General features: G+C 44.1%; 13 protein-coding genes. 5 read left to right on the top strand and 8 right to left on the bottom strand.

The features are described from left to right. Window positions 1–100: 100 nt before the first annotated feature. Together CWO08_RS23935 and yccS are read right to left on the bottom strand one after the other, a co-directional pair. Entirely contained in the window at window positions 101–262 is a 162-nt protein-coding gene (locus tag CWO08_RS23935) for a hypothetical protein (protein ID WP_165690294.1), read from the bottom strand. A gap of 356 nt (window positions 263–618) precedes the next feature. Beyond that, window positions 619–2,802 carry a YccS family putative transporter gene (gene yccS, locus CWO08_RS05470; protein ID WP_048660380.1) on the bottom strand — a complete coding sequence of 728 codons (2,184 nt, stop codon included), beginning with the start codon at window positions 2,800–2,802 and terminating at the stop codon, window positions 619–621. 177 nt (window positions 2,803–2,979) lie between these two features. Here yccS and helD point away from each other — a divergent pair, with 177 nt between their 5' ends. Both helD and CWO08_RS05460 read left to right on the top strand, forming a co-directional pair. Continuing rightward, entirely contained in the window at window positions 2,980–5,055 is a 2,076-nt protein-coding gene (gene helD / locus CWO08_RS05465; RefSeq protein WP_102431512.1) for a DNA helicase IV, read from the top strand. An 87-nt stretch (window positions 5,056–5,142) separates the two neighbouring features. Further along, complete coding sequence (locus CWO08_RS05460) at window positions 5,143–5,493, top strand: VOC family protein (protein ID WP_061038423.1); 351 nt, start codon at window positions 5,143–5,145, stop codon at window positions 5,491–5,493. A gap of 86 nt (window positions 5,494–5,579) precedes the next feature. On the opposite strand, the gene CWO08_RS05455 is transcribed toward CWO08_RS05460, so the two are convergent. Both CWO08_RS05455 and torT read right to left on the bottom strand, forming a co-directional pair. Continuing rightward, window positions 5,580–6,035, bottom strand: a complete 456-nt coding sequence (locus tag CWO08_RS05455) for a methylglyoxal synthase (protein WP_017064778.1) — start codon at window positions 6,033–6,035, stop codon at window positions 5,580–5,582. A gap of 60 nt (window positions 6,036–6,095) precedes the next feature. Next, window positions 6,096–7,043 carry a TMAO reductase system periplasmic protein TorT gene (torT, locus tag CWO08_RS05450; RefSeq protein WP_243655950.1) on the bottom strand — a complete coding sequence of 316 codons (948 nt, stop codon included), beginning with the start codon at window positions 7,041–7,043 and terminating at the stop codon, window positions 6,096–6,098. On the opposite strand from torT, the gene CWO08_RS24410 reads away from it, so the two are divergent. After that, window positions 6,988–7,152: a hypothetical protein gene (locus CWO08_RS24410; protein WP_243655949.1), complete on the top strand. Its 165-nt coding sequence runs from the start codon at window positions 6,988–6,990 to the stop codon at window positions 7,150–7,152. The two genes, torT and CWO08_RS24410, sit on opposite strands and share 56 nt — an antisense overlap. Window positions 7,153–7,216: 64 nt before the next feature. After that, complete coding sequence (torS, locus tag CWO08_RS05445; RefSeq protein WP_108020055.1) at window positions 7,217–10,234, top strand: TMAO reductase system sensor histidine kinase/response regulator TorS; 3,018 nt, start codon at window positions 7,217–7,219, stop codon at window positions 10,232–10,234. Window positions 10,235–10,408: 174 nt separating this feature from the next. On the opposite strand, the gene CWO08_RS05440 is transcribed toward torS, so the two are convergent. From CWO08_RS05440 to CWO08_RS05430, 3 genes are all read right to left on the bottom strand, one after another. Beyond that, window positions 10,409–12,763, bottom strand: coding sequence for a fatty acid cis/trans isomerase (locus CWO08_RS05440; RefSeq protein WP_102431514.1), 2,355 nt, complete (start codon window positions 12,761–12,763; stop codon window positions 10,409–10,411). Between the two features lie 200 nt (window positions 12,764–12,963). After that, on the bottom strand, window positions 12,964–14,628 hold the full coding sequence (locus tag CWO08_RS05435) for a VRR-NUC domain-containing protein (RefSeq protein ID WP_102431515.1): 1,665 nt from the start codon (window positions 14,626–14,628) through the stop codon (window positions 12,964–12,966). A gap of 57 nt (window positions 14,629–14,685) precedes the next feature. Continuing rightward, window positions 14,686–15,924: an OFA family MFS transporter gene (locus CWO08_RS05430; RefSeq protein ID WP_102431516.1), complete on the bottom strand. Its 1,239-nt coding sequence runs from the start codon at window positions 15,922–15,924 to the stop codon at window positions 14,686–14,688. A 594-nt stretch (window positions 15,925–16,518) separates the two neighbouring features. Here CWO08_RS05430 and CWO08_RS05425 point away from each other — a divergent pair. After that, the gene (locus tag CWO08_RS05425) at window positions 16,519–16,899 is read left to right on the top strand and encodes a hypothetical protein (protein ID WP_048660371.1); all 381 of its coding nucleotides are present in this window, start codon (window positions 16,519–16,521) and stop codon (window positions 16,897–16,899) included. A 180-nt stretch (window positions 16,900–17,079) separates the two neighbouring features. Here CWO08_RS05425 and CWO08_RS05420 read toward each other — a convergent pair whose 3' ends face one another. Continuing rightward, a complete protein-coding gene (locus CWO08_RS05420) occupies window positions 17,080–17,424 on the bottom strand; it encodes a YajD family HNH nuclease (protein ID WP_017060876.1) in 345 nt (114 codons plus the stop codon). Window positions 17,425–17,589 lie beyond the last annotated feature (165 nt).

Raw genomic sequence — 17,589 nt, 5'->3', positions numbered from 1 at the left:
ATGAAATGAGTCTAGGTGGACGATATTTTGAGCGCAATGGTGAACAGATGAAATTTACGGTGAAAATGTGAACTTAAGCTAAAATAGTGATGTCTGTCTATTAACTGAACAGGTCATTTAGCGCGTTTAACTCTTCTTCAGTAAGCAAACAAGGCTTCTCCGTTTCAAGGTTGCCGTCGATTTCACCTTGAAGTGCTTTTAATTGCTGTGGACTAAGAAGCTGTATTTGCTGCTTAAATGCTTCAAATTGCTGTGTATTCATAATGTGACCTTAGTTCAAATCCATATGCTCTATAGAGCATAGCCTACTGATACAGGAAATCAAACAAGATTAATCGAATATTAAATGGTGTTTGAAATTTCCTGAAACTAAGACAACTATAAATTCCTGTGGTCGTTTTTTGTCCGAGAAATGTTAGGCAAAGTTAAGGCTTGGTCAATCAAAGTCAGAGAATTCCTACAATGTAAAAACTCCTGTAACCCTTGTGGCATAAGGGTAGGCAAGTAATTGCTCTACCCAGTTTGGGGTATGGGTAAAGCAATGTATAAATACGGCTGGTGATCAAAAGGTGAGCGATTGGCGTTATCTTTTTGTTTTTACAGTATTTTGTTTGTTACTCATGAAGCTTCTGTTTCAAACGGTTTATCGATCTTAACCTTGACTGCAAACTTGGTCGCTAAGGTATGCAGTTCTGGAAGCATTCGATAAATCAAATGGAGCTGCTGTAGAACCATTCTGACAGAACTCTCATCTTCTTCTCGCCACTCACTCAGACGTTTATCCAGTTCAGGGTCATAAGCGTTTTTCACTTCACACTGTTCTTGATGAGAATAGAGTTGATCATTTAGAGCGTCTAGATGCTCGTGGATTACTCTGTGCGCATCTAACACCAGTTTGTGTGTCGCCTCATCATCAATACGTGTTCTGTGAGCCCCCAGAGCCGAAATATAGCTGAGTAGAGCGTGGTTGAGTGTTAGGAATCGGAAGCTCTCATCTTCAGAAGTACGGTACTTACCGGGTTCAACCAGCATGCTACTGATAGCGGCAGTTAGGTTTGCATCATTATTATGGGCACTACGACGAGCGATACGATAATTGAGGCTGTCTTTCTTACCGACACGGTATTGACCAATGATCTGAGCGAGATAATTCTTATTGGAATCGAGCGCATCCGCCATCACTTTGTGCAGTCGCTTCGATTGCCAATCCGGTAATACGTAAATGACCGCAAGTACGGCGAGGGCACAACCAATAAAGGTATCCGCTAGTCTTGGTAACACCACCGCGTAGCCTTCTCCTAATTGGTTAAAGCAGAAGAGCACAAGCAGTGTGATAAAACCGGTCGCGAAGCCGTAGTTATTGATTCGGAAAGCAAAGAACATCACGCCACTGATCACAATGAACACCAATTGGCTTTCTTGGGAAGGAAAGAAAGTCAGTAGCGGTACGCCAACCAATAGGCCTGCCACAGTACCAATAACACGGGCGGTCAGCTTCTGGCGGGTTGCGCTGTAGTTTGGCTGGCAAACAAACAGTGTTGTTAGCAGGATCCAGTAACCACGCTCAATATTAAACCCTTGGATGATTCCGTAGCCGAGTGTCAGCGTGATCGCCATACGAATCGCATGACGAAACAGCATAGAGTCGGTATGCAGATTGGCTTTGATTTTGTGCCACATTGCCGTCAACGTGTGTGGGTTGGTGTCGTCTAATACACCTTCTTCAATCTTCTCTGCGTCTGGGTTACTGATATTCGATAGCTGTTTTTCAACCGTTGCCAGGTTATTGAATAAGTAATCCAATTGGTTTAACAGCGATTTCCACTCGGGCTTGTTCTGTTGGTGTAGATGGTTAAGTGAAGACATCAGCTCATCAAGTGCCAGTACAGATTTGTCACCATGCTGGTATTCAGCGCCCACTTTCAATGAGCTCGCCACTTCTTTACAAGCTGTGGCTTGGGCTTCCAGTAGATACTTAAATCGGAACAACACGTCAGAACGTTCAAAGTGCTTTGCCAGTTCTTGATAACGATAATGGCTTGAACTTACGCGTTCATGAATATCTTGTGCGATGAAGTAGGTATTAAGAAATCGGTCACTTGGTCCATCAATGTGTCCGCGTTTAGAGCGATTAAGTAGTGTCGCTTTACACATGTTGAGTGCATTAACGGTACTCGCGTTGAGCTTGGCTTCAATGATGCGGTGTGGTTGAGGAATCAAGTCTGAAACGGGGTAGAAGAGTTCCGCTTTTGAATCGATGTAATTACCGATTTGATCGAATACCGTGGCTAAGTTTTGCTGCACAGGTTGCATTGGCCACACTATCTGCCAAATCATCGACATGAAGTAGTACCAAGCGGCACCAGTTAACAGTAGAAGCGGTTGAAACCAAAGGTTGGTGCTCTCATGGGCACCGAGCATGGTATAGATGGCAACTAAGAGAGAACCAAACGCGATACTCGCGTATTTAGGGCCAATTGCCCCGAGAATGATAAAGGAGAAAGTTGAAACAAAAAGCCCTATCGCAAACAGCCAAGGCGTATTGAAGAGAAGCTCAATAGAGAAAGCCGCAACCGCGAAACAGATAAAGGTCAGCGTAAGTGCTTTTAAGCGTCCGGTAAAGCTGTCATCGCTTTCCGCAAGAGCCGCTGCAATGACGCCTAAGATCAAAGGCGTGATCAGTGTGTTTTGTCCATAATACCAAGCAGGCACCACCACACCGAGCAGAGTGATGAGAATTAATACGCTGTAATTTATGGTTTTATTCGCCCAATAGAGGCGTAATTTGGCTGAAAAGTCCACAGTCGCTCACTTGACACACTAAAAACCATAATCCTAACAGAAATCAAGCACAAGAATTTGATACTTATCCATAATTGCCCGTAGGTGGTCATGAAAGCGTCGATAAGATATGAGATATTATTAATTCTCATTGCATCATGATATAAATTCAATATTCCCAATTAAGAGCACACTCCAATGCAGCTAAGCGCTAACAAGACTGCACAGTTTTTTATTCAAAATGAATATCATCAGGTTGAACTTGATGGTCCACGCTTGCTGTTATCTTCAGTAGGCAGTGAAGAGCGTATCCCGTTTACTATTTGGAGTGGCAAGATCGCGATCAAACGCGGATTGTTTTGGGGCTCGCTACAATTTTTTGCCAATCAACAAGACGGAACACAGCGCAGTTGGTTAGTACAAGGCCTACCTTGGGATCAATGCCGTCAATTTGCACGCGCATCGGTTGCTGCTTATCAGAAGTGGCATGACACACAATGTGAACAACTAGCTGAGCACGTTCCTCAATGGGAAACCGAATTAACGCGTCTTGAGCAGCTACCAGCCTTTCTACCGCATTCTAAAGTTAAGACTTGGGTCGATATGGTCAACTCAGGTCTAGAAAACATGACCATGACCCTTGAGGAAGCGGCGCAGCGCATGCCAAATCGCATTGCTCGCATGCAGCCATGGTTGTCTGAAACGGAAATCAAGCAAGCTGAAAGAAATCAGCAATGGCTAGAGACCGAGCGAAAAAACTGGGAAGTATTGTTCGCTCAATGTGAATCGTCACCACTGAACTTATCGCAACAATATGCGGTGTTGATGAATGATGATCACAACCTTATTTTAGCGGGTGCAGGCTCAGGTAAAACCAGTGTTCTAACGGCTCGCGTCGCGTATTTACTGCAAAGCCATCAAGCTCAAGCTGAAGAGTTGTTATTGCTCGCCTTTGGTCGTGAAGCGGCGGAAGAGATGAAACAGCGCCTCGACAGTAAAATTGGTTTATCAGCAGAGAAGGTGCAAGTCAGCACTTTCCACCAGTTGGGTTTAAAGATACTCAATCAAGTTGAACCCGAACGCGTGGTTATTTCTCCACTCGCGCTCGATGATAATCAACGCCAAGCATGGTGCATTGATTGGTTGAAAAAGCACTGGATGACACCGACCAACTTTAAACGTTGGCAAAAACATTTGTCTAAATGGCCAATCGCTTATTTAACCGGTGACGATGAGCTTGGTAGCCACGTTTCAAACCTCAAGTTGATTGGTTGGCTTGAAAAGCAGCTTGAACAGTTGAATGCGTCGGGCTTAACCAAAAAAGAAGTACAGCAACAGCTGATTGATCACCGAGACTATACACGTCTTAACAGTGAGCTTTCACTGTGTTGGCCATGTGTGACAGCGTGGCAAAAAGAATTGAAAGAACAGAATCATATCGACTTCTCAACCATGATCAGCCGAGCGACTCAGTATATTGAAAAGGGCAAGTTTATCTCGCCTTGGAAGTTCATCATGATCGATGAGTATCAAGATATCTCGCCAGATCGTCTTGCCTTGGTTGAGGCGCTTTGCAATCAGTCTAAAGCCGAGCACCAAGCCTCTATTTTTGCTGTAGGCGATGACTGGCAGTCAATCTACCAATTTGCAGGCGCCGATGTGGATCTCACGACCGGCTTTAAAGACCGCTTTGAGAGCTCGACGATTCATCACCTCGATACCACTTATCGCTTTAACAATCAGTTAGGTGCGGTTGCCAATCGCTTTGTACAAGAAAACCCGATTCAATTGCCGAAAGAATTGAACAGCTTCAAACAACAGAAGCAGAAGGCGGTGTACAGTGCGCCAAGCAAAGAAGTTGAGAAGATCCTCGACCAATTGAACCGCCAATCTAAAGGCAAAACCAATAAATCGGTGCTGCTACTTGGACGTAATCATTACCACAAGCCAGAGTTGTTGGAAGACTGGAAGAAGATCTTCACCTCCATTGATATCAAGTTCATGACTTGCCACGGCAGTAAAGGTAAAGAGGCGGACTTTGTCATTATTCTTTGTGTTGACGAAGGACAGTTCCCGACCAAGAAGAAACAGCTGCATATTGATGGCGCATTGACTGAATCATCAGACGCGTTCCCTTATGCGGAAGAGCGTCGTTTGTTCTATGTAGCAATGACGCGGGCAAAAGAGAAAGTATGGATTACGCACAGCGGTGACGGTTCTGGCTTTGTGCAAGAGCTGCATGGTTCTGATTACCCCGTTGTTCGTAAAAAGTGATGTTACTTGACGTAATTGTCTAATATTAGATCTTCAAGCCCTGCCTTAATATCACAAGGCAGACGCATAAAGCATAAGGAGTTTGCTATGGAACACGGCTCTATTAACTACATTGAATTTGCTGCGAAAGACATCGCAGCAACTAAGGCGTTTTTCAGCCAAGTGTTTGGTTGGCGCTTCGAAGACTATGGCCCTGAGTATTCTGCTTTTGAAGGTAAAGGCTTAATGGGCGGCTTCTATTTGGCGAATCTTGCATCGAATACGGATAACGGCGCAGCGCTGATGGTTTTCTATAGCCAAGATCTTGAGCAAACTGAACGTGACGTGATGGATGCTGGTGGACAGGTAAACCGTGAGATATTCAGTTTCCCTGGTGGTAGGCGCTTCCATTTTAGAGAGCCAAGTGGCAACGAAATGGCAGTGTGGAGTGACAAGTAGTCCATATTCCTATATTCAGACGAACAAAAAGCCTGCGATTGTGCAGGCTTTTTAGTATGTAACGTATGATTCAGTCAAACTAAGCGTTAAGTACGTTCAGCAAGATACGCTTCGTAATCTGGGATTTCGATGATCACTTCTTCTTCAAGCAGTGAAGAGTTAAATAGGAAGTTAGCGGTAGCGCGGTTGGTTGCTACAGGAATGTTCCAAACACTTGCGATACGAAGCAGTGCTTTTACATCTGGGTCGTGTGGTACAGCATTAAGTGGATCCCAGAAGAAAATCAGCATATCGATTTTGCCTTCAGAGATAAGCGCGCCAAGTTGTTGGTCACCGCCCATAGGGCCGCTGATCATGCTCTTGATTGCTAAGCCTGTCTCTTTACTCAGCAGAGAACCAGTCGTGCCCGTTGCGTAAAGGAAGTGCTTTTGTAGTTTTTCTTTGTTCTCTTTGACCCATCTTAGTAGCTCAGGTTTGAAGTGGTCATGAGCGACCAAAGCGATATGCTTGTGCGTTGGCATAGTGCGCGTCGTTTTTTGCATGAATGTTCCCTAAATTGTTGTTTCGTTTTTATTGTTTTGAGTTCTTCAGCCAATATAGCACTAAGGATTCACACTGAATACCGGACGAAACTCAGAAGGTGACAATGAGTCGGCGATAATTTGATCTTTGAGTGTTGCTGGTGTCAGCGCCTCGATAATCGGTGCGCTGTGTTGCTCGTAAGGTTGACCGCGTAAGTAACTCGTGGCTTGTTTTACCGACAAGCGACCTTGCTCAACCATTTTATCTGTTGGTGCAAAAAGTACCTTGTTACGAAGTAAACCACGGTAGGTTCCGTGACTTAAGTAACTCGAAATTAACCCAATCTCTTCTGTTTTATCGGCCGCTCGTAGCTCACTGATCGCTGCTTCAATCGCGACGGCACTTCCCACAATATATTTAATATCCGGCTGCTCAATGACTTGCTGTACTAGGTTTCTCTGTAGTTCTTTATCGTTATCTGCCCAATAGCTGATCGCAATTTTGATATCGCTCGACTTGATCGCATCATAAAAGCCAAGTGCAACAGGCTTTGTACCGCCACTTGCTTGAGGGCCAAGTAGCAGGGCGATAGGCGTTTCGCCGGATCCCTTTGGGTGTCTCTTTGACAAAAACTCGCCGACTTGAAACCCCATTTGATACCAGTCGACACCGACGGTGCCTTTCAATACCTTTTGTTGCTCTTCATTGACGGTTAACTCATTGACTGTCGCAAACACAGGCGTTGAGCCAACCCAATCAGTAAGGTTGTCATGGTAAGCATCAGGTGAAACTGTGCCAAGAATAATGGCATCGGCTCCCCATTGTGTGCAAAGCACCAGTTGCGAGGCTTGTTTGGCCACGTTGGGGTAACCGCCAGCTTCCAAAACTCTTAGTTCCACTTGCTGCTTTTCTGCTTCAGAGATCATTCCATAGTTTACCGACAACCAATAAGAGTCTTTGAGGTGCGGATAAATGGCACAAATTTTCTCTTTGTGTGATGTGGCTTCGGCGGGTTTTATTGGGCTCAAAGGCTCGCTAGCACTTGCGACAGTAGTCACTGAGGCCAATAGTGAGAAAAGAATTTTTGAAGCGAAAGATCTAGATAGCATGAATTGCCGTTTTATTGGTTTTAGATAAGAAACACTGCAAAATATAGCGTATTCTGCATGGGTAAAGAAGAACGTTTTAAGGTTTAGAGTTTATGTTGTTAGCTTCAGCGAGTATTGGACGCAAGCTGCTGGCCTCATTCTTAGTGATGGCACTGTTGGTTCTATTGTCTGCATTGATTGGTGTTTCTGGTTTTAGCTTTGTAGCAAAAACCGAAAGAAACGTCGTTGATTCGGCGCTTCCTGCCATGATCGAAGCTCGTCAGGTTTCTGAGTTGAGTAACCGTATTATTTCGTCAGTACAAACGCTTTCTAATGCGAGAAATGAAGCACAAAGAAAAAAGGCTGGCACAGTACTATTCGACCAACTTGAGTCGCTTCTTCAGCATATCAAAGATCTTGGTGTCGATAGTTTCGATTCTCAACTTCTTAACAAACTCGAAAATAATGTTCAAAGCGTTATTAACACTCTGGCTGAGTTGGGTGTGTCGGTTGAGCGTAAGCTTTGGTTAAACAAAGAGCTGTCGTCTCGTGTCGAAGAGATGCGCTTACTTGCCGAAGAGCTAGAGCAGTTGACGCGAACCCAAGTTTTGAACACGGCTACCATCGCGGTTGCTAACGTAACGCACATCTATGACCTGCTAGAAACCAAAGAAACGGATAAAGCCTACCAAGCCTTAGATGCGCTTGTAGAGGTTGACCTTGATTTGTCAGAGCGTCTGCATGAATTGCATTTGCTGGCGTTCAAAATGCTTAACCAAATTGAAGAAACGCAAACCGTTACCAACGTTGAGCGTATTCATCAAATCCAATCTGAGTTTGAATCCAATCTAAGGATCATGGCACGCCGTGTTAAAGCGGTCGAAGATCCTACTCGTTCAGCGCAGATGTCTCAGCTACTTGAAGAGCTCAGAAAACGCCAAGTCGTGTTCGATATTTCATTAGAACAATATGAGAACACCAAAAAGTCAGAGTTTCTGATGCAAAATACGCTGGAGTTGTTCTCTCAATTGAATACAACAGTTAACCAACTGGTTGATGATTCGAACCGAAGCACCAAAAAAGCGGTTGATGAGCTGACCAGCACGTTGAATCTTGCTCAATGGTCACTGTCTGTGATTTCGGTTATTGGTTTGGTTATCGTCGCATTTATCGTGTGGCGAGTGGTGTATATCTCAGTCGTGAAACGCCTTACTGAATACTCATCGGCCTTGATGTCTATCGCACAAGGTCGCCTGAATATTGATATCTCGGTTAAGGGTAATGATGAGTTGGCTCATATGGGCGAGGCGATCATCACTGCTAGAAATACCGCGCAGGCGCTGCAAGTGGTTGCGGTGGGTGAAGCAAAGGCGAAACGCGAACTTGAAGAGCACAAAGAACACTTAGAAGAGTTGGTCACAGACCGAACCTATCAGCTGCAGAAGACCAATGAGAAGCTAAATATCGAGGTGGGCAATCACGCTAAGGCTCGCAACGCCGCAGAACAAGCAAGCCGAGCAAAGTCCGCTTTCCTTGCGACGATGAGTCATGAAATACGAACGCCGATGAACGGTGTATTAGGTACTGCAAGATTGCTCAAAGATACAGGGCTAGACCCGTTGCAATCCGGCTATGCTGACATCATTAACCGCAGCGGTAAGAACCTACTCGCGATTTTGAATGACGTGTTGGATTATTCCAAGATAGAAGCGGGGCATCTGGAAATCCGCACGGCGTCGTTTGACCTTCATCAGATGGTTCAAGATACCTACCAATTGATGGAAGGGCGTGCCGCTGAGAAGAAGCTGAATTTTGATTTCCATATTGAAAGTGACGTGCAACGCTATTGGCGTGGTGACGTAACTCGAATCAGCCAAATCTTGAATAATTTGGTCGGTAACGCGATTAAGTTTACAGAAAGTGGCTCGGTCGATATCTTTATCAGCTTAGATATCGAAGATGAAAATCGAGTGATGTTTGAAGTGTCAGATACTGGTGTCGGAATTGACACAAGCGAGCAAGCTTGTCTGTTTGATGCCTTTACCCAAACCGACAGCGGTCGCAACAAAACGGGTGGCACAGGGCTTGGGTTAGCGATCAGTAAAAGCATCATGTTGGCAATGAACGGGGATATTGGCGTTCATTCTGAAGAAGGCGAGGGCAGCCAGTTCTGGTTCTCACTGCCACTTGAAGCCGGTGAGAAAATTGAAACGAAAGTACCGGTCATTGAAGCTTGTATTCGAGCTAAAGTACTTCTGATTGAAGACAACCCTGTAAACTGCATCGTTGCTGAAGGCTTTTTGCATAATCTAGGCCACGAGGTCGTGATTGCGACAACTGGACAAGAAGGGAGAGCCATATTCAGTGAGCAAGAGTTTGATATTGCGCTGGTGGACATTAACTTACCGGACTGTGATGGCGTCGAGCTAATTCAACAGCTCAAAGACGATGCGAACCAGCAGAAAAATGAAGAAGGCGTGATACGCGAAGTACCACCAATGATCGCAGTATCGGCTCATGTGTTCAACGAGGAAGTCGAGAGTTATTTAGCCTCAGGGTTTGATGGTTTCTTGCCTAAACCGCTAGAAAAGGAAGCACTTTCTCAGCTCATCGTTGCTCAACTCGATGGTAAAACACTATTGTTGCCACAGCCCGATCCAAATGATGCTGTGTGTAAGCAAAATGGTAACCGTGTTATTAAGGGGAACAGTGATGAATTGTACTCGACACAGATGGTTGAACTTTTGGCTAAGCACACTACTATAACTGACTCTCAAGATGAAGGAGACGCTCCGGTGAAACTGATTGATTCCAAAGTGATAGAGGGTGACCTATCGATTCTTGGTTTAGAGAAAATGAAGCAAATCGTTGTGCTTTTCGAGGAGAGCAGCAACCTTACTTTGAATGAATTAGTCGAGGCGAGTGAAGCCGATAATGGACGAGAAGTGAAGTCTTTGGCGCACAAGCTTAAAGGATCTGCAGGTAGCTTGGGTTTATCAGCACTGTACAGTTTATGTCAGAGCATTGAAGCAAGTGAAGCCCCATTACTGCAGTACAGAGATAACGACCAAGCTTTATCTGAATTGGTTAAAGATTCGTTAGAGGCTCTCCTCCCTTATGTTTCTGCTTAATGGTGTAAGTTTGTTTTAAGCAATACCCAATCAGCAAGACCAACAAAAAATCCTCTGTACGAATATCGTCAGAGGATTTTTTATATCGAGCAAGTGAGCCTTCTTTCAGAACGACTAGCCTCTTAAAACTAATCTCTCCCAAGAGCTAGAACTAAAACCAAGGCTTATTACTTATTATCTATTTTCAAAGCGGTTGTAATCCAACAAACCAAACTCAATTGGTTGGTCTTGTTGATACCAACGATGCACTCGGTCACTGAATGGCCAGAACTCGCTAGAACTGCGTCGTACCGCAAACTTGTCTAGCAAAGCCACGTAGTCTTCTTCTGTGTTTAAGTTTTGTAGCGCTTTAACCAGAGTCGGAATCTCATTCTCGGTTAATGACAGGTAAGCCGCAGGGTAGCTACCGACAACGCCTCGTACGAGCGTAAGGTCATCATTGGCATAATCGCGGTTACCTTCTTCATTAAAAAGGCTAGAAATGTTGCTGTGAGCGTTATTGTGAATCATGGTGAACAGCTGCTCTTCGCCGTTTTCGCCTTCAATCATGGTCATGACTAATTGAGGTACATGACGTAGGCCTTCTCCCTTAATCAAATTCACTTGATTGAGCAGTGCTTCATTCTTTTTACCAAAACCTGTTTCAACAATATCAAAGCGATTATCGAGGACAGGTGCGAGCTTATCTTTGATCATGTTAAGCAGTTCACGTTTAGGATCGGCCGTTTTGTAAACCACACTGGTTGGTTGTTCAAAAGGTGCAATATTACGCTGCAAGTAGTCGCTCAATTGTGTGCTTTGGTTTTTATACCAACTTGAGTGTTCAATATGTCGCACGTCTTTAGGAAGAAGGGTTAAGAAATTACTTTCACCTTCAAGGCGTAAGAAGTCCATGAACATGCGTGTAATCAGTTGGTGGCCAAAGTTACCGTAGACATCGAAGCCTGCGACGAGAAGATAATGAATGCGTTCTAAAAGAGCATAATCAAGAATCCATGCCGTCTTAGGTTGCGTGCCAACTAACCCTTGCACAACAGATGCGCTATCAAAATGTCTAAAGATGGTGAGGGCTGCATTTGGGTTGACGCCATCGCCATCCCAAATGATGTCAGTGTCCAGGTTTACGCCACTTTCAAACCATTGGTTGGTGAAGTCTGATTTGGCATTTAGGTATCGTGCTTGTTGCTTCGCGTATCTTACCCAATTAGTGACAGGAACCGTATTGCTGTCTAGCTCACTAGGTAGCTTTAAGTTTTTCTTTTGGCTCGCGTAGAAGGCGTTTATTTCTGGTAAGTCGGCTTTCTCGGGGTCAATGAAGAAAATCCAAAAACGATCGTTAATCACGTTTAGAGCAAGTTGACCTCGACACACTGGCCCTTTGATAAAGGCCATGATGGTGTTTTGAGCATTGTCCAACATGAAGTGGAAGCGCGAGTTTACTGGCAGCGCTTCAAACGAAGTCATTGGGTTAGCAGAAACATCAATGTTGTAACTAGGAAGTTGTTTTACTGAGTAATTCGCATCGACAAACCAGTTATTCCACTTTTGTAGACGTTCTTTATTAAGTGCGAAAGGCATGTGCGTTTTGTCGACGATGCTGCCTTGCTCTGGAATCAGGCGGTAGTAAACACGGTCTACTTTTGGATCGTCATAAGGGCGACGAGTCGTGATGCGTTTTACCGCTTCACCTGGTGGTGTTGCAGAGCGAACAACAGTGAAGAAACGTGTGGGTTGAGCTAAATCAGAAAAATAGACGTGAGATAAAAACAGGTGCTCATAGATGTAACGAGCTGAAAGTTGGCTCTTATTGTCACTTTTATTTAAAAAGCTTTCGTAGACATTAACGAGCTCTTGTTCCGCATCATTCAGCGGGATATGGTCGTTCATCAACGCGCCATTTTCTAACCAACTCATTAAAGTTGCGTATTCTGTTTTATCTAAATTCGGCATCCCATACGGCATTCCCCAAGTTGGGTAATCTCTCTCATATTGGGCATACTCTTCAATCGTTGGGCACTGTTGGTCTCGGTCGGTTGAAAAGTCGAAACCTTCTAGCTGGGTTTGATCGGGTAGAGGGTGATTCTCTTTCTGGATCAACATACGAGAAACAAGACCTGCATCGAGGTTAGCGGTTGAGTTCTGCATACGCTCATTGAGGACAGGATGAAAATCCGCATCACGCCACTCTTGTGTGGTTATAGCATCTTCAAACAAGCGAGTAGGGGCAGAAGCAGTTAAACGGGTACCTTGATAAACGAGTGCTTTGCTTGCACCTCGGTCTATACCTTCTACTGAAGACATCTTTAACTGGCAGGGCGCATCATAACAAGCGTGACAAACCACGCATCGGTTATCAATGATGGGTTTTACTTCGTTAATGAAGTGCTGTGCTTGAGCCGAAAGAATAGGGGCTTGGCGATCGCGTACTTGTTGCTCACCAAATAACTCGTCGAAGTTTAAACCTGCGTAGACGGCACAACCTGAGAAGACGCTAACAAAAGCTAAAATGAAGAGTTTTTTCAAATTCATACGTATTTATATATTAAGCATTTTCTCTAATTATATCGAAAATGATTGAAAATGCTCATGTTCTAACAATCTTATAGATAAGATCTTGATGGAACCGAGTAACTTGTCGATGCACGTCACTCGCTTTTGCTCATAAATTAGGGCTTAGACCCAGCCAGATTAAGCACTAAGAGCTAACAGCCATGAGCTAAGAGTAAGACTCATTGATTGACGTAACAAACAGAGAAAGGGACAGACAATCGCTCAAACTCTTTGATCCAGCGCCACTGGTTGTCTTGCAGCTTATCTCCTGGGCCTTTGACTTCAATCCAATGAAACCGTTCGTCTTTGAACGCAATCAAATCGGGCATCCCGGTTCTAAATAGTTTTAAGTCACTCAATAACACTTTGAAGAGGTCGATAATCAAGGTGTTAGGAATAGCTTCCGTGCTGTGTTCGATGAGTGCTTTAGGGAAATGATTCCAATGAACAAAGGGATTAGCGATGCCTTGCTTTTCATCGTAGTTCTCAAGTAAGTGGTTCAGCCCGTGTTCGGATAGGGTTTGGAACACAGCTTCAATTTGCTCGGCTCGTTTGTCTATAAAGTCTGAGTGATACAAGTCCAGTGGCCGATGTTGGTAACGATTGATAAAAGCACCTTCGACATCAGAGAAAATGACATCCCAAAAAGCCAAACCGAACAAACCACACAGAAAACTGTTTTCAGAAAAGTAGACATCCCAGCCCTGGCTTTCAAAATGTTGCTTTACCGCAAGCTCGACTCGCGTTTGGCTGAGGTCTAATTCCAGTTTTATCTGCGCGCAACTTGGCTTTGAAGGGCGAGGGACCTTGTGGCCCTGCTTCCGTAATAACCTCTGTTCAAGCTTAACCGCGACCTCTAGCTCTGACACATCCGATGGAGTAGCTTGCATTTGCGTGACAGTGTCATGCATTAAGTCTAACTCTCCTTGTTTGTCATAGATGCGCGCAAGTCGTTCTCTGCTCGGAGGAAGTTCCGATTGTTTGAACCAAAAGGTAGCTTGGTCATTTTGGTTAAGCCTTTCTAGGTCACGTGCGAGGTCATTGATCAATCGCGATCGTTTTCTAGCAATGCTTTTGTGTTCTGACTCTTCAGAAATCGAGTTTAAAAGCAGCTCCAGAAACTCACCGTCTTTGCGGTCACCTTCTGAATACAAGCGTTGAATATCGCGTATCTGGAGCAATTGATTGAGTTGATCTCTAGAAGTGAAGAAGCGGCGCTGTTTGCTTAATGGATAGTTCTCAAAGGTATTGAACCCAAGGTCGCTTAACACGAATTGGCTTAAGTCTTGATAGGTGTTGGCAAAGAATAGCAACAGTAATACATCAATCACTTGAGATTGGACGACATAAATACAGTCGAAGGTTAGGTTTCGAAATTGGTCGAAAGACTGCTGATCAAGCAGTAACAACAGCTTATCTTTCTTGGCAGATCTGTTGCTCTTAAGGGCGGGGAATACATTCAACAGCTCTGGTTTAGTGAGTAAGTGCAATCCGAGTTCGACCTCATTAATTACGAGGTTATGTTGCTTTGTGGGATGACTTAACATAATAAAGCCTGAGTCGCTCAGCTCTTGTAGTGTGCTATTTAAGTCAGGAATTTCTAGATAGTTGAGTTTATCGCTGCGAAACCAACAGCCTTTACGAGAAAGTAAACGAACCATTAAACATTGGCTTGAAACAGAAAGACGTTTGTATTCAGACAACCAACGGCACTCATCGTCACTCAGAAGATCAGGGTAGAGCGTTTGCGCGTGTTCAACCAATCGATTGAAGTTGTCGAGATAATAAGTAGGGGAGAGTTGGGGAGTAGTTTCGGTCGTCAATGGAGAAGTCGCTTGATACAAAAAGAGCCTAACCCTAAGGTTAAGCTCTTCAGTAACAAATTCAATCTTTTCTGTTGATTAAGCTTGTGATGCTTTTAGTTCAGCAACTTTAGCTTCAGAGATTGGCTTAGTGATGATTGCTAGAACAATACACACTGCCATCATAACTGCAGAGATTGTGTAAGCTAGGCCGTAACCTTCGCCGTTTGACATTGAGAAACCAACAACTGCTGCACCGATAGCGCCGCCGATACCCCATGCCGTGTAAAGCACGCCGTAGTTAGTACCGTAGTTTTTCAGGCCGTAGAACTCAGCAGTTAGTGTTGGGAATACTGCTAGAAGCGTACCGTAACCAACAGCTGCGATTGCTGTACCAATGATTAGCGTGAATTCAGAGTTGAACGTAGCGAATAGAGCCATGTTCGCGCCTTGAAGGATGAACGCTAGAAGTAGAGTACGTACGCCACCGATTTTATCTGCAAGCATACCCGCAGCAACACGGCCGCCTGAGTTGAATACAGCAAGGATAGACGCTAGGTAAACCGCGTTTGGTAGGTTCGCTTGAACGCTAGCAATCGTAGTGATGTTACCGATGATCATAAGACCAACAGAAGCAGCAAATGCGTACATGATCCATAGAGAGTAGAACTGAGGAGTCTTCAGCATTACTTTCCACGTTAGGTCTTCAGTCTTCTTAACCGCTTTAGGTGCTTGGCCTTCTTTTACTTTAGGCTCAGCTGGCGTGTAATCCGCTGGTGGGTTGTTGATCGTTGCCGCTAGAGGTACTGCGATTGCAAGTACACCAACACCAAGAATCATAAAGCTTGTTTGGATACCCATGCTATCGATTAGCGCAGAAGTTAGTGGTGCTAGGTAAATAGCAGCAAGACCGAAGCCAGCAGCGATTAGACCGTTAACCATACCTTTCTTAGAAGAATGGAACCACTTCATTGCTGATGGAGAAAGACATGCGTAACCGAAGCCGATACCAGCACCTGTCATCACGCCAAACGTTAGGTTTAGCATCATAGGTGTTGTTGCGAAACCAGAAGCAATCATACCTAGGCCAGTAAGCGCTGTACCTAGGATAAGGATCTTACGTGGACCCATACGGTCTTGTAGGATGCCCGCAACAAGAAGACAAACAGAGAATGTGATAGTTGCAATAGCGTAAGGTGAAGATGCTTCAGCAGCACTCCAACCAGCTTCAGTTACTAGCGCTTTGTTAAATACACTCCAAGCATACAGGATGCCAAGACAAAGGTTGATACAGAAGCCTGCTAGCAGGATACGTGTTGCTTTATCAATCTTGCTCATTTTTATTCTCAGTTTTGTCATCGGTTAGTGGAGAGCCACTTAACTAAAGACGGGTTATTGTGATTGTTTCTTCAAAATTAGTTTGCGTTTATCAACAGATAGCGCAAAAGAGCGCGGATTATAACCAATAAAAATGTGATTGGAATCTCTTTTTCCATTTTTGGTAAATTAAATTCAGTTTGTTAATGGGTTGTTTTTCATTGGTTTTCAAAATGTTTTTAACACCTTTCTATTTTGTTCTTTTTCGCCCTGTTACCCAATTATTCCTGGGATTTCGAGGTGATAAATTTTTAGTAGACTCGTATTCCGTGCGGATATCACAGAGTTGCAAAAAATTTTAATTAATTTCCAAGGTTAAATTTGTGTAACAAAATAAATCGAAGTAGTGCTTTTTTCATATGAGACAAGGAGTAACGGAGTTCTATTAGAAACAATATGTTAACCAATTGTTAATGGTGGTTTTTGAAGGTGCTTTTGCTTACATTTTGTTCGATCTGAGGGGTTGTGTTGTTGGGAAAAAGTGGGAAAATAGTACGCAAACTGAGATTCCAAAAATGAAAGGATGCGTTTCTAGTCTATTACGAGGCGAGTATTATGAAACTATTTTTAATTCTATTGATGTCGATTACTGGTGGTGTAGCAGCGGCTGATCATATTCATTCTTTCTTGTTCGGCTTCTACATCGCGGCATTGGCTGTAGGCAGTTGTTACTGGCTTGCATTCCGCAGCACGCGTTTCCCACAGTTGGCATTAGTGCTATTGATGTGTGGCTTTTTTGCAAAAATTGCAGTGACGGTTATCGGTGTTTCTTGGGGTATCTCGAACGATATCATTCAATCGCCGTTCATTTTCTCGTTGTCATACCTGTTCTTCTTAGTGGTTGTGTCTTACGTTTGGTTTGCATACCGCGATAAACTGACGATGAAAAAGCGCGCTAAACAGGTAGAAGAGTCTCGCAAACAAGCGGCAGCATAATTCGATTTGATTCTTATAAAGCCTTTTTCGGAAGGCTTTTTTGATCCTGCTTACCTGAACTCTATTATTTGGTTGTGACGGCAGATAAAAGAAACCCCAGTATGGTGACATACTGGGGTTTCTTGTTATTTATCTATTATCTAACAGTTACCATCTACCGAAGACAACTCTGAAGGCGTGTTACTTCTTCATCATCTTAGCGAGATCGGCGAACGGGTTGTGTGTCGCTGACTGATGATCATCTAAACTCGCTTTTGCATCCACACCATAACGTTCATGGTCAGTGTATTTTGAATGCTCATGATCGTGACAGTACAGGCACAATAGCTCCCAGTTACTGCCATCTTCAGGGTTGTTTGTATGGTCGTGATCCACGTGGTGAACGGTAAGCTCTCGGAGGTTTGAGTAAACAAATTCACGCGCACATTTACCACATACCCAAGGGTACAGTTTTAGTGCTTTTTCGCGGTAGCCTTTCTCTTGGCGAGCATACGCTGCACTCGAGCCTGTGAAATCAGAAGACATTGCCAAATCCTTATCAATTGTAATCTCCCGATTTTATCACAGCTTTCTTTAACCTGTAGGCATGTCGTGACTAAATCATATTTCGTACTAACCGTTATGTGGCTTAGGTTTGATTGGGCACTTATCTTTTACGTGTGCTATGTCATAAAGCAGGTTATGCCTTTC

Source organism: Vibrio sp. 10N.286.48.B8 (assembly GCF_003050085.1).
GTDB classification, from domain to species: domain Bacteria; phylum Pseudomonadota; class Gammaproteobacteria; order Enterobacterales; family Vibrionaceae; genus Vibrio; species Vibrio crassostreae.
Note: the sequence above shows the minus strand (reverse complement) of the source record. Positions and strands in the feature narration are given on the sequence as shown.